This is a genomic window from Amycolatopsis sp. NPDC051758, from assembly GCF_044453095.1.
Lineage (GTDB): Bacteria > Actinomycetota > Actinomycetes > Mycobacteriales > Pseudonocardiaceae > Amycolatopsis.
The window spans coordinates 20,023-33,279 of sequence record NZ_JBITCJ010000030.1 but is presented as its reverse complement, the minus strand read 5'-3'; the positions used below and the strand labels follow the sequence as shown (position 1 = coordinate 33,279).

Genomic DNA, 13,257 nt, shown 5'->3' with positions numbered 1-13,257 from the left:
ATCACGGCGGCGCCGGCCAGCGCGGCGATCATCTTGGGGATTTTTTCGGTGGCGATGAACAGGTAGGCGACCACGAACACGGTGATCGCGATGAGGGAGCTCATCGGGTGGCCTCGTTGTCGTCGGCGGGCGATGCGGCCGGGGCCGGACTTCGGTGACCTGGTCGATCGTGCGGTCGGCGTCGCTGTGCGGGAGCTCGGCCGGCTCGTGCGGTGGCTGTCATCGCCTGCTCCTGTCGTGGTCGGTCACGCCGGTTGAGTGGGTCGGTCGGGCCAGCCGAGCAGGCGGGCGCCGAGCACCGCGGCTTCGAGGGTGAAGCGCTGGGCAGGGTCGCGGGGGTCGTAGCCGGTGCGCTGGTGGACGCGGTCGAGCCGGTAGGTGACGGCGCGGACGCTCAGGAACAGCTGCCGTGCCGTTTCCGCGGTGTTCTCGCCGGCGGCGAAATAGGCGGCCAAGGTGTCCAGCAGCGGCCGGGCACCTCCCCTGGAGTCCGCCAGCGGACCCAGCACGGTGCCGACCAAGTCGATGATCGCGGCGCGGTCCCGGAACAGCACCTGGTAGACCAGCAGGTCACTCGCTTTGAGCACGGTCGCGGCGAGCCCGAGGGACGCGGCCAGGTCCAGGGCGCCGCGTGCTTCCTCGTAGGAGCGCAGAATACCGCCGGGGCCGGCGTGCGTCCGGCCGACGCCGACCTGCCATCCGGCACGCGCCGGCTGCAGCGACCCGACCTGCCGGGCGAACTCGGCCGGTGCTTCGGCGAGCATGCCGGGGGCGAGGCAGAGCAGGAGCCCGTCCCTGGTGGTGACGAGGACCTCGTGGGCGTCGAAGCGACGCAGGAGCGCGGCTTCGACGCGCCGTGTCGTGGAGTCGCCTTCGGTGAACGGCTGATCGGCGCGTGCCGCGGCCACGGCGTAGTCCGCGGCCAACCGGAGGCCGAACCGTTCGGCTCGCTCGGCCAGCCGCCCGAGGTCGCTGCGGCCGTGGAGCAGGTCGTCGACGAACTCCCGGCGCGCGGCACCTTCCTGGCGCATGACCTGACGCTGTGCGCTGTCGTATCCGTCGGCCAGCGCGACGATGGCGTCGTCGGCGGCGCGCAGGACCGCTTCGGCGATCGCGCTGACCTGCTCCTTGCCGCTCGCCGCGGCGAGCGCGGGCAGCTCGCGCCAGGACAGCCAGTTCGCGCTGAGGTACAGATCGACCAGCGCGCGCAGGGGAACGCTCTGCTCGGCAGCGCTCGCGCCGAGCGCGCGGCGGGACTCGAGTTCCGCGCGTGCCAGCCGGCGCCCGGTCGCGCTGACACCGGCGAGCATCTCCAAGTAGCCGTCGAGGAACTCCGGTGACACCCCGCCCGCGTCCCGTGCGGCTCGCTCGGCGAGCGCGGCGACATCCAGCCTCCGGCGGTCACGCCCGGTCATCGTCAACCCATTTCCGCCTCAACCGGTGTTTGCGGTCTTTCGGCAACCCGTTGAATCCCGACCCTAACGGCTTCAGGACGACATGTGCGCACTTGTTGCCGGGAATCGGCAACAAAGACCGCTCGAACGTCGCCGGGCGCGCACCTTGTCGGCGGAGCCGCGGGCGAACACGATGAGTGGACGATGCCGCAGGTGTCACGAGAGGGAGCGGGGGAGACCACCACATGATCGATTGGCAGATCTGGCTGATCCTCGCGGCGGTACTGGGCGTGGCGGAGATCTTCACCCTCACCGCGGCTCTCGGGCTCCTCGGCGGCGCCGCGCTGCTTACCGCGGGTGCCGCCACCGTCGGCCTGCCGCCTTCGTTCCAGCTCCTGATCTTCGCCATCGCCGCCACGACCGGCCTCCTGCTGCTGCGTCCCGTCGTCCAGCGCCACATGCTTCGTCCGCAGCTCCAGCGCTTCGGCGTGGACGCGCTCATCGGCAAACCCGCTTACGTCCTGCGTGAGGTGAACGGGGTGGACGGCCTGGTCCGCATCGGCGGTGAGGAGTGGACGGCGCGCAGCTACGACGACACCCTGGTGATTCCGACCGGGGCAGTGGCCGACGTCATGGAGATCCGCGGCAGCACCGCACTCGTCTACCCCCGGGAGTAACCCATGGAAGTTTCCGCCATCTTGGTCGTCGGCTTGATCTTGGCACTGCTCGCAGTGGTGACGGTGCTCAAGGCCGTCCGCATCGTGCCCCAGGCTCGCGCACGCAACGTCGAACGGCTCGGGCGCTACAACCGGACCCTGCAGCCGGGTCTCAACTTCGTCATCCCCTACATGGATCGCGTCTACCCGGCGATCGACCTGCGGGAACAGGTGGTCTCGTTCCAGCCGCAACCGGTGATCACCGAGGACAACCTGGTCGTCGAGATCGACACGGTGCTGTACTTCCAGGTCACCGACCCGCGAGCCGCGGCTTACGAGATCGCCAGTTTCCTGCAGGCGGTGGAGCAGCTGACCGTCACGACCTTGCGCAACGTCGTCGGCTCGATGGACCTGGAACGCACTCTCACCTCCCGCGACACGATCAACAGCCAGTTGCGCGGTGTGCTCGACGAGGCCACCGGAAAATGGGGGCTGCGGGTCAACCGGGTGGAGATCAAGGCCATCGACCCGCCCAACAGCATCAAGGAGGCCATGGAAAAGCAGATGCGCGCCGAGCGGGACAAGCGCGCCGCCATCCTCGGTGCGGAAGGTCAGCGCCAGTCCCAGATCCTCACCGCCGAAGGTGACAAACAGGCCGCCGTCCTGCGCGCGGAAGGCAACCGGTCCGCGGAGATCCTCAAGGCCGAAGGGCAGTCGAGGGCCATCGACCAGGTGTTCCAAGCCGTGCACCGCAACGATCCCGACCCGAAGCTGCTCGCTTACCAGTACCTCCAGATGCTGCCGCAGCTGGCCCAGGGACCGGGCAACACGTTCTGGGTGATCCCGAGCGAGGTCACCTCCGCACTCCAGAGTGTTTCCAGCGCGTTCACCGAAGCCCTGCCCAAGTCACCGGCCACCCGCGAGATGACGTCACCGGTTTCGGACGAAGTTGCCGAACGCGCCACCTCCGACGCCGCACGTGCCGCGGAAGCCGCCGCTCAGGCGGTCGCCGACGCGGCCGACACCAACGGTGCCCTCAAGGCCGCCACTCCCAACCACGCCGGCCGAGCCTCGTCGTGAGGCGGTCGGCACCGTGTTCTCCTCGCGTGTCCGTCGCCGGGTGAGTGCGACGCCCGGCGGAACGGCGTGCCGAAAGCTGCGAGTTCGGCACGCCGTGGGGGGCTTATTTCGAATGCCGAAATCGCCGGACGGTCCGCTCCTCGTGGTGGGCGCCGACGTTGAGCACGTTGCCGATGCCGCGCAGCACAAGAGCCACAGCCACGAATCCGCCGATCAAAGTCGCGGTGTAGGCGAAGTCACTCATGGGACCAGGGTATCGCCGGCACGGCCGGCCGAACAGCCGCATTCGCGGAGCTGTCGCGACGCACCCGGATCTTGCGCTCGACGGACAGCGAGGTCGCTTCACGTCTCCCGGGTTCCGCGAGGATCTCCCGGACGCGGTGCGGGCCGTGCTTTCATGACGTCAGGTCGAGCAAGCCGGGAAAGCGTTTCTCGAACTCGTCGCGGCGAAGCCGGACGAAGGTTCCGTTGCCCGCGTTTCGCTGCCTGATCAGGCCCGCTTCCCGCAGCACCCGCCAGTGGTAGGTCCGGGTGGACTTCGCGACCGGCAGCGCGAACGAGCCGCACGCTCGCTCGCCGGTCACGTCCAGCCCGGCGCCGCGCGCCAGGTCGACGTCCGCGATCACCGGGGATCTTCGAACCCATGAGGGTGTTCCATGCTGTGTGTCTTCGACATCAACGAAACCTTGCTCGACCTCGCGCCGCTGGACGACGTCTTCGTCGAGCCGACCGGCTCGCCGAGCGCCCGTCGCGAATGGTTCGACCTGGTCATCCACACCGCCCTGACGGTCACCGCCGCCGGTGGTTACCGGGACTTCGCCGAGATCGCCGGGACGTGTGCGACCGGCATCGCCGCCCGGTACGGCACGCAGCTGACCGACGACCAGCGCGCTGTGGTCGGAGCGACGTTGCGATCGCTGCCGGCGCACCCGGACGTGCCCGGCGCACTCGCTCGCCTTCGAGCGGCCGGCCTGGAGCTCGTAGCGCTGGGCAACTCGCCGCTGGCTACGATCGAGCGGCAGCTCGAGCACGCCGGGCTGACGGGCAGTTTCGACGGGATCTTCTCGGCTGAGCAGGTGGGTGCGCTGAAGCCGGCCGCCGCGCCCTACCGCCAGGTGGTCGAGGCCCAGCGGATCGACCCGGCCGAGGCGGTCATGATCGCCGTCCACGACTGGGACATCGCCGGTGCCGGTGCCGCCGGGCTGACCACCGCGTTCCTGGCCTGGCCCGGGCACCACCAGCTTCCGGCGCGCCGCCGGCCACCGCGTCAGCGGCCGATCTCGGCGACCTCGCCGGTCTCGCCGGTCTCGTCATCGACTTGGCCGCCAAGGCCGGGTGAACGACCCGAGCGCGGAGCCGGTCTGCAACCTTCACCTCGGCGTGGGCTGCTGCATGACATCGAGGACACGCCGGCCGTGCTCCAGTCCTGACAGGATCGGTTCGACCATGGCCACGCCGACCGCGTTGGCGTAAGCGCGTGCCGCGACGTCGGTCCACGAGCCGCGGCCGGCGAGCTCCCGGGACGCGAGGTCCCGGCCGAGCCGGCGGGTGTCGAAGCGCACCGTGCCCACGACCGTGCCTCTGGTGTCACGCAACAGCGCCGACTGGAGCGTCAGTGCGGCGCCGTCGACCGCCCCGGGCATCTCGGCGCGCAGGGCCGGGATGGACACGCCTTCCGTGGTGACGGTGAAGGACAGATCGGCCGGCCGGCCGGCCCCGCTCGTGTCCAGGTGGATGATCCGGTCGAAGTGGCGGTGGAAGCGCGTGTCGGCCCGGCCGCCGCGGTTCCACACGGCGGTGGACGCCGTCGAGTCCCGGTCGGTCACCGTGACGTCCAAGCGGATCTCCTCGCCGGGACGGATCGGGCTGTCCGGCGTCATGACGATGTCGAACACCGTGACGGCGACGATCTCGCCGTCCGGGCGCGGCGCGGCGCGCCAGCCCAGGGCGATGACCGACGCCAGCCACTGGCCGGCCGTGCCGAGCATCGTGTCGAACAGGCTCGCGCCGACCGCGGCCGTTTCCGCCGGGACGGTGCCGAGACCGTGGTGGAGACGGTCGATGCGTTCGCCGAGCGCGATCCGGGGTCCAGGAGACCCGAAAGAGGGCGTGGCGCTTAGTGCCCGGTTGAGCGCGTCGTGGACGAGGCCGGCGCCGAACCGGTTGACCGTGTCGATGACCCGGGGGCCCCAACCCGGTTCGGCCGGGTGCCGGGCCCCCAGCAGTCCTTCGGCGACCGTGACGATCACTTCCGCCTCCGGGCCTGCCTCGTCGAGCCGCGGGTGTTCGGGTGACACCAGGTGGAAGGTGGTCCCGTCGCCGGCCCAGAACTCCTGCCGGGAACCGGGTTTCGCGACGAGACGCAGGTCGTACAGGTAGGTGCCGGCGGCCGCTGGACGCACCTGTTCGACCCCGGCGACCGCCACCGCGGCCGGTGACTCCCGGCCGGCGCCGCGGGTCAGCACCATACTGCCGGCCTGGAGGACCCCGATGCCGTTCTCGCTGAGGGTAGGAACGTCCCAGGCGAGCGCGGCCGGGGTCACGGCCAGCAGCTCGGGCCGGTTGCCGGGTGCGTCGGCCTCCGCGTTCAGGAACGGGTGGGTGCCGGTGAACACCGGGCCGCCGCCGGTCAGGCGGTGCAGCGGGCGACCGGCGTGCAGGGGCCTCGCGACGCCGGCCACGGTGGCGGTGCCGTCCCGGGTCAGTACGGTGTCGCCGCGCTTGACGGACCCGATCGGGACGGCTCGTCCGGACCCGTCGAGAACCGTGGTGTCGCCCGTGAAGCAGGAGCCGCCCGGCACGCGGCGGTAGGGCGCGCCTGGCTGGCCGTGGGCGGTGAACTCGAACGAGTTGCCGTTGGGCGTCGACACCGGCGTGGCGGAAGAACCGAGCGACGGGTTCACGGTGCTCGTGGTGACCGGGCCCGCGCAGGCACTGCGGATGTCGGCGACATCGATCGTCGGCTTGTCGCGGAACTGCTCGGCGTACGTGCGCCACCCCTGCTGGTTCACCGACGCGGGGATCGGCAGCCCGGCGTCGGCGAGTTCGCCGATCAAGGTGTCCACCTCGGCGTCGGAGGCGCCGAGCGCGATGTACTTGGCGTACTGGTTGAACAGCTCCCAGTCCGGGCTGGTCCACAGGCCGCCCTGGTACCACAGCTGCCAGGTGAGCACGTTGTCCAGCACGAGGTCGCGGAACTGCCGTTTCGCGGTAGCGAGGTCCACCTTCGCCAGCAGGGCGGTCAGGGGGACGAAGGTCGTGGCGAGTACCTTCGCGTAGGCGCGTGCGGACTGCGCCCGCAACGTGGAGTTGAAGGCCGCCACATCGGCGGCGATCTTGCCGCCCAGCATCTGCCCCCGGATGCTGCTGCCGAGTTCTTCGATGGCCTGGCACAGCACCACGACGGAGAAGTCGCGCCACCACGGCGATCCGAGGCCCGTTTCATCCGCCGTGGCCAGCAGGGGGTCGGCGGTCCAGCGCGGGAAGAAGACGCTGCGGAACGTCGGACCGGTCCCGATCAGCTGGGATTCCCGACCGGGCAGGGCACTCTGCAGTTTGTTGACGTACAACGCGTGCAGCCGCCGGCCTGCGCTGTAGTCGGGGGTCAAGGTGAGGATGCTCGTGAAGACCGGGTCGGCGGTGCCGGCCACCACGACGCCGGGGCCCGGTACGGGGATGATCATCGTTCTCCCGGTAGCTGGTCTCGGCGGCCCCGGGGCGGCTGCATGGCCGCCCCGGGGCCGCACTGGGTCACGCGGTGGCGTAGCCCTTCGCCACCATCGGGCCATTGACGAACTCGGTGATCGGGTCGGCCGGCGGCTTCGGCGGGTCGATCAGGTTCCAGATGAGCTGGATGAGCACGACGATCAAGCCGATCCCGGCCACGACCAGGCCCACTGGCCCCGCCCAGGCGAAGCTCATCAGCTCGAAGCCGATCGAGACGACCGTCGCCAGCGCTAAGAAGGTGTTGAGCGCTTCGAACACGATCTCGCGCGGGTTGTTCGACTTGATGGCGTCGGCCAGCATGAACGCCGACAGCACCACCCCGCAGACGGCCATCGCCGGCCCGAGCCGGGTGGCCAGGAACTTCGCCGAGCTCTCACCGAACACGCCCACGAACGCCGTGCCGAGCCGACCGGTGGGGACAACCTTCCCGCCCTCCTGGAACCAGGTGGCGATGTCACCCGCGAAAGCCTTGAAGGCATTGCCGCCGGCGTTCTTCGCGACCTTCTCGAGGTACTTGCCCACCCCGATGGACATCACCCTCTGGATGCCCTTGACCACCAGCCCGAGCGCCAGCAGCCCCAGGCTCGCGTCGGTGGCGACGCTCGTGGGCGTCTGCTCGCTGTCGTCGTCCTGCACGATCGTGTAGATCAGGAACGCCGCGCCCGCGCCGTAGAACAGCGAACTGCAGAGGCCCCGGGCCTTGCCCGACCTCGTCAGCTCGTCCCACGCCTGGTACTGAGTGCCTTCGAGGTGCGCGCCGATCTCGGCGTGCAGGTTCGGATCGCCGGCGAGCTGCTGCATGGTCTTGTTCTGCTCACGGGCGCTCAAGGCGGCCGCGATGGCGTTGGCCAGCTGGGCGCCCGTCTCGGCGGTACTCGCCAGCGTGAGGAGGAGGTCCTTCTGCTCTTTGATCGCCTGTGCCGTGACCGCGTCCACGACCGTCTGGTCGACGACGCCGGCGATGGCGTTCTCGATCACCGCGAGCAGGAACGGGGCGATGTCGTCGTCCCACCGCGCCTTCGAATAGGCGACCCCGAGCAGCGCGCTGTAGGCGATGGTCAGGAACTGCTTGCCGTATTCCTCCTCCGGCGCCAGGACCTGCAGCTTGACGTACCACTCGTACATGCGGGTCTTGACGTTGTCGAACATGCCACTGGCGATCTGGATCTGCCAGGTGAGGAGGTTGGCGTCGTCGGACAGCCAGGTGAAGTAGTCGAACGCCCACTTGCCGGGATCGTCGTCGAGGTAGGGGCGCATGCCCACGACGGCGTCGCGGTACCCCTGGAGGTAGAGGTCGTTGCTCGCGGCCTGGTACTGCGGGGCGATGTCCTCGTTCTTGCCCAGCTCTTCCCACGCGGTCTTCATGTCGGCGTCGCGGACCTTGTTGAGGAGGTCCTTGTACGTGTCGCTGGAACCGAAGTTGTCGTAGAGCATCTGGCCGGTGCCGAGCACGGCGTGGTCGGCGAAGAACTGCTTCTGCGCGTCGAAGACGTGCTGCACGCCGGGGGAAAGGCTGTAGGCGTGGCCGTAAATGCCGTCGATCCACTTCTTGTCCAGGGCGTTGACGAGGCACTCGTTGAAGTACCGTCCGCACGTGGTCTGGGCGTGGTCGACCGTGTAGGTCTGCCCTTCCGTGTCGGTGACGACCTGGATGGCCGACACGTTGTCCAGATCCTGCAGGGACATCGTGGCCGCCGGGGCCGCGCCGGACAGCGCGGCCGCCCGGGTACCGCGCGCCGCTGCGGCCGTCTTCACCTCCGGCAGCGGCTCGGTGCTGCCCCGCCAGTCGTACGCACTGCCCTCGCCGTCGTCGAAGGTTCCGGTGAAGGAGTGGCTGCCGGAGGCGAGGACGATCGCGAACGAGTCCGGGCTGAACGGGAAGCTGAACTCCGCGGGCATCTCCAAGGTGGTCTCACCCTTGGGCCGGTCGACCTTCGTGACGCGGACGCGGTCGCTGACGTCGTCGGAGCCGAGCAGGTAGGTGACCGTCAGCACCCCGTCGACCCACCCCGTCCGGATGGTGAAGTCGCTCCACGGCTCGTAAGACGCCGTCGGTTCGCCGCCGAGGCGCCGCTGCGTGTGGTAGACCACCTCCAGTCCCGTGCCGCGCACGGCGACCGGGGTCCCGTCGTCGGCGGACATCGTCCCGATGAAGCCGTTTCCGTCCTCGGTCAGGTTGAGCCGGGCGCGGAACGCGGGGTTGCCGGCCTTGCCCTTCAGGACGAGCGCTTGGGTAGCGCCGTGGTACTCCACGGTGTGGACGTGATCGCCGTCGTGCATGACGAGGTCGCGCAGGACGACGAGCCGGCCGTCGGGGACCCAGGTGTCACCGTCGTGCACCTCTACGTCGTAGACGCGGTCGTGCGAAGTGCGGCAGTCGCTCAGCTCGAAAGCGAGCGGCTCGGGAAGGCGCGGCCGGCCTCCCGGCTGGATGGCGTCAGGTCTGGTACCGGTCGACTGCATGTTCTGCTCCACCCTCGTCGTCTTGGTGCGCATGGCTCAGCGCTTGCGGATCGAGGATCGTGCCGCCGACGGTCCGGCGCTTGGGGGAACCGTGAGGTTCTCCTGAGGAAGACCCGCGGCGATTGCAAGGTGATCGTCAGGTGCGTGGCCGTCCGGGTGCGGAAGGCTTGCTCCGAGTGGCGTACGAGTGGATCGGGAACAGGCTTGGCGGACATGGATGCACGAACCCTGGGGACTGACCGGCGCGGCGGCGGATCGGCCCGGTGGCCGGATGCGGTACTCGCCGCCTCTGATGCCGCGACGTTCCTCGCCGGGGTCTGGCTCGTGCTTTCCCCGTACGTGTTCGATCAGGAAGTCGCCGGTCTCTGGAGCGTCCTCGGTGCCGGGGCCGCCCTCGTGCTCAGCGGCGCCGCACCGCTCGTCGAACGGCGGCCGGTGACGGTGTGGCGGCCGGGCCGCCTCGTCGCGGGAGCGTGGCTGATCGCGGCTCCGTTCGCGCTGGGGCTCGACCCCGTCGCGGCCGGCAAAGTCCCGGTGGGCGGCATCGTGCTGCTCGTGTGGCTGTCCGGCGCCGCGGCGGTCGTCCGGGGCCGCCGGTCGTGAGGCCGCCTGCCTCAGACTCCCTCAGGGATTCCTCAGTCCTCGACCAAGCGCCCGGGGTGCCGACGGTCCGACGATCGTACGGTCCCGTCCCCGGCCCGGGGACCGAACCGGAGGAATTGATTCGACCATGAGCACCCTCAGCGGCACCGCCGCGACCGCTTTCGCAGCGAGCGACCCGTATCCCGGACCCGGCTTGCCCGCCGCTGGACGGCCGGGGACGTTCTGCGAGGCGTTCCAACGGATGGTGGCCGTGGACCCGGACGCGGTCGCGCTACGCACGGTCGGCGGCGCCCACACACTGACCTGGCGGGAGTACGCGGACGAGGTCCGGGCGGTGGCTGCCGGGCTGAGCGCGCTGGGCGTCGGCCGGGGCGACACCGTCGCGCTGATGATGGCCAACCGGACGGAGTTCTACCCGCTGGAGGTAGGGGCACAACACCTTGGTGCGACGTCCTTCTCGGTGTACAACACGTTGCCTGCCGACCAGCTGGCCCACGTGCTGACCAACGCCGGGGCCAAGGTCGTGCTGTGCGAGGCGCAGTACGTCGAGCGGATCCGGCAGTCGGGTGCTTCCCTCGAGCACATCGTGTGCGTCGACGGCGCGCCCGAAGGCACGATCAGCGTCGGCGACCTGGTCCGTGCCGGCTCGCCGGCCTTCGACTTCGAGGCGGCGTGGCGGGCGGTGCGCCCGGACGACGTGCTGACGCTGATCTACACCTCGGGGACGACCGGCGAGCCCAAGGGCGTCGAGATGACCCACGAGAACCTGCTGTTCGAGGTGTACGCGGTCGCCGAGGTGCTGCCGCTGCGGTTCGGCGACCGGACCACCTCCTTCCTGCCGAGCGCGCACATCGCCGACCGGGTGGCGGCGCTGTACTTCCAGGAGACGATGGGCACGCAGATCACGGTGGTACCGGATGCCCGGCAGATCGCCGTGGCGCTGGCGGACTGCCGGCCCACCATCTGGGCGGCCGTCCCCCGGGTGTGGGAGAAGCTCAAGGCCGGCATCCTCGCGAGCGTCGCGGCCGAACCGGACGAAGCCCGGCGGCAGGGGCTGCAGTGGGCGCTGGACGTCGCCGCGCGCAAGGCCGACGCCGACCTGTCCGGCTCGCCGGCGTCCGCGCAGCTCGCCGCCGAGTACGCCCAGGCCGACGAGAGGGTGCTGTCCGCGCTGCGTGCGAAGCTGGGGCTGGACCGGTTGCGGTGGGCGGTCTCCGGTGCGGCACCGATCCCGAAGGAGGTGCTGGCCTTCTTCGGCGGGCTGGGTGTTCCGATCTGCGAGGTCTGGGGCATGTCCGAGCTGAGCTGCGTCGCCACGGTCGCGCCGCCGGCCGAGCACCGGCTGGGCACGGTGGGACGGCTGCTGCCCGGGATGCACGGCAAGGTCGCGGCCGACGGCGAGTTCCTGGTGCGCGGGCCGCTCGTGATGAAGGGCTACCGCGGGGAACCGGGTAAGACCGCCGAAGCGATCGACGAGGACGGCTGGCTGCACACCGGCGACGTGATGACGGTGGACGCAGACGGCTACGTCACCGTGGTCGACCGGAAGAAGGAGCTGATCATCAACGCCGCCGGCAAGAACATGTCGCCGGCGCGCATCGAGAACGTCGTGAAGGCGGCCTGCCCCCTGATCGGCAGCGTCGCGACGATCGGGGACCGGCGGCCGTACAACACCGCGCTGGTCGTGCTCGACGAGGAGACCGCGGCCGCTTACGCGACGCGGAACGGCCTTGCGGACGCCTCCGCCGCCGCGCTCACCGCCGTGCCGGACGTTGTGCGCCTGCTCGAGGCGGGCATCGCCGAGGGCAACGCCAAGCTGTCGCGCGCCGAGCAGATCAAGCGGTTCCGGGTACTGCCCGTGTTCTGGGAGCCGGGTGGGGACGAGCTCACGCTGACCTCGAAGCTGCGCCGCAAGCCGGTCGCGCTCAAGTACGCCGCCGAAATCGACGCGCTGTACGCCGATGCGCTGGTGACGGGCGTGCTCGAACCGGCCGGGTCGTAGCCCGGATCGGGCCGGAGAGAGGCGGCGGACGTGCCCCAGCTGCAAGGCACCAGTGCGGTGGTCATCGGCGCGGGCATGGCCGGGCTGCTGACCGCCCGGGTCCTCAGCGACCACTTCGACCGCGTGCTGGTCCTGGAGCGGGATCGTCTGCCCGGGGCGCCGGTCGCGCGTGGCGGTGTCCCGCAGGGACGCCACGCCCACGTCCTGCTCACCGCCGGACGGCGGCTGCTGGACGGCTGGTTCCCGGGTCTCGTCGACGAGCTGGTGGCCGAAGGTGCGGGTTCCGTCGACGCCGGCGCCCTGGGGTGGCACCGGCTCCCGCCGGACCCGGCCTTCCTCGCGTTGGCCGTGAGCAGGCCCGTGCTGGAGGGAAGGGTGCGCGCACACCTGCTGCGGCAGCGGCGCACCATGTCGATCGCGGACGAGACAGCGGTGGACGGCTTGATCTTCGAGGGCGCGCGGGTGGCCGGCGTCCGGGTGGCCGGGGCGGCGCGCCGGGCGGACCTGGTCGTCGCGTGCACCGGACGCCACGACCGCTTCTTGGCCCAGCAGGCCGAACAGGGTTTCCCAATACCCGGCGTTTCGGTCGTGCGCAACGACTCGTCCTGCTGGACGCGCGTGGTGCCCCGGCGGCCCGGCGACCTCGGTGGCGCCGCGGCCGTCGTGGTCGCCGAGCAGGCACCCGGTCGCCGGACCGGCATCGTGGTGCCGGCGGGGCCCGGCGAGTGGGTCGTCACCCTCGGCTCGTGGCACAACGACTTGCCGGCTGATGAACCGGCCGCGTTCGAGAACTTCGCCCGATCGCTGCCGGCGCCCCTGATCGCCGCGTTGCCGGCCCGGGCCGAGGGGCGGGCACCGACCCTGACCCACCGGACGCCGACCAGCGTGCGCCGCCACGTGGAGCGGCTGAAGCGGCCTCCCGCGGGATTCCTCGCGCTCGGCGACGCGATCTGCAGCCTCAATCCCCGTTACGGGCAGGGGATGACGTCGGCGGCCCTGCAGGCGCGGGAACTCGATCGGGCCCTCGCCCGCCACGGCCCGCTCGCCCCCGAGCTGGTTCGCACCTTCTACCGGGCGGCGGGGCGGGTGGTCGCCACGCCGTGGAAGCTGGCGGCCTGGGCCGACTTCACCGATCCCCGGATCAGTGGAGACCGGCCGGCGGGCACCGATCTCGTCAACCACTGGCTGGCGCGGGTGAGCCGGATCGCCCGCACCTCGGCTCCGGTGGCCCACCGGGCCCAGCGCGTACAGCACCTTCTCGACCGGCCGGAAACCCTGCTGACACCGGCGATGATCCTGCGTGTACTGGCGGCCCGGCGCCGGCGGGCGTGAC

11 protein-coding genes are annotated in these 13,257 nt (G+C 70.6%); 6 read left to right on the top strand and 5 right to left on the bottom strand.

Annotated elements, in window-relative coordinates; all coding sequences use genetic code 11:
• Positions 1-245: 245 nt before the first annotated feature.
• Positions 246-1,415: a PucR family transcriptional regulator gene (locus tag ACIA5G_RS53675; protein ID WP_395938316.1), complete on the bottom strand. Its 1,170-nt coding sequence runs from the start codon at positions 1,413-1,415 to the stop codon at positions 246-248.
• Between the two features lie 224 nt (positions 1,416-1,639).
• Here ACIA5G_RS53675 and ACIA5G_RS53670 point away from each other — a divergent pair, with 224 nt between their 5' ends.
• Both ACIA5G_RS53670 and ACIA5G_RS53665 read left to right on the top strand, forming a co-directional pair.
• Complete coding sequence (locus ACIA5G_RS53670; protein ID WP_395938314.1) at positions 1,640-2,071, top strand: NfeD family protein; 432 nt, start codon at positions 1,640-1,642, stop codon at positions 2,069-2,071.
• 3 nt (positions 2,072-2,074) lie between these two features.
• Complete coding sequence (locus ACIA5G_RS53665) at positions 2,075-3,130, top strand: SPFH domain-containing protein (protein WP_395938312.1); 1,056 nt, start codon at positions 2,075-2,077, stop codon at positions 3,128-3,130.
• Between the two features lie 103 nt (positions 3,131-3,233).
• On the opposite strand, the gene ACIA5G_RS53660 is transcribed toward ACIA5G_RS53665, so the two are convergent.
• Together ACIA5G_RS53660 and ACIA5G_RS53655 are read right to left on the bottom strand one after the other, a co-directional pair.
• The gene (locus ACIA5G_RS53660) at positions 3,234-3,374 is read right to left on the bottom strand and encodes a hypothetical protein (RefSeq protein ID WP_395938310.1); all 141 of its coding nucleotides are present in this window, start codon (positions 3,372-3,374) and stop codon (positions 3,234-3,236) included.
• Between the two features lie 151 nt (positions 3,375-3,525).
• Entirely contained in the window at positions 3,526-3,756 is a 231-nt protein-coding gene (locus ACIA5G_RS53655; protein WP_395938308.1) for an ArsR/SmtB family transcription factor, read from the bottom strand.
• 30 nt (positions 3,757-3,786) lie between these two features.
• Between ACIA5G_RS53655 and ACIA5G_RS53650 the strand changes: the two genes are divergently transcribed.
• Complete coding sequence (locus ACIA5G_RS53650; RefSeq protein ID WP_395938306.1) at positions 3,787-4,560, top strand: haloacid dehalogenase type II; 774 nt, start codon at positions 3,787-3,789, stop codon at positions 4,558-4,560.
• Here the strand turns inward: ACIA5G_RS53650 and ACIA5G_RS53645 are convergent.
• Positions 4,501-6,813, bottom strand: coding sequence for a hypothetical protein (locus ACIA5G_RS53645; RefSeq protein ID WP_395938304.1), 2,313 nt, complete (start codon positions 6,811-6,813; stop codon positions 4,501-4,503). The two genes, ACIA5G_RS53650 and ACIA5G_RS53645, sit on opposite strands and share 60 nt — an antisense overlap.
• A 67-nt stretch (positions 6,814-6,880) precedes the next feature.
• Entirely contained in the window at positions 6,881-9,319 is a 2,439-nt protein-coding gene (locus ACIA5G_RS53640; protein WP_395938302.1) for a hypothetical protein, read from the bottom strand.
• A 213-nt stretch (positions 9,320-9,532) separates the two neighbouring features.
• Here ACIA5G_RS53640 and ACIA5G_RS53635 point away from each other — a divergent pair, with 213 nt between their 5' ends.
• The 3 genes from ACIA5G_RS53635 to ACIA5G_RS53625 all read left to right on the top strand — a co-directional run bounded on the left by ACIA5G_RS53635 (position 9,533) and on the right by ACIA5G_RS53625 (position 13,256).
• On the top strand, positions 9,533-9,922 hold the full coding sequence (locus ACIA5G_RS53635; RefSeq protein WP_395938300.1) for a hypothetical protein: 390 nt from the start codon (positions 9,533-9,535) through the stop codon (positions 9,920-9,922).
• Positions 9,923-10,049: 127 nt separating this feature from the next.
• Positions 10,050-11,924, top strand: coding sequence for a fatty acid--CoA ligase FadD11 (gene fadD11, locus ACIA5G_RS53630; RefSeq protein WP_395938298.1), 1,875 nt, complete (start codon positions 10,050-10,052; stop codon positions 11,922-11,924).
• A 30-nt stretch (positions 11,925-11,954) separates the two neighbouring features.
• Complete coding sequence (locus tag ACIA5G_RS53625) at positions 11,955-13,256, top strand: FAD-dependent oxidoreductase (RefSeq protein ID WP_395938296.1); 1,302 nt, start codon at positions 11,955-11,957, stop codon at positions 13,254-13,256.
• Position 13,257: the final 1 nt, after the last annotated feature.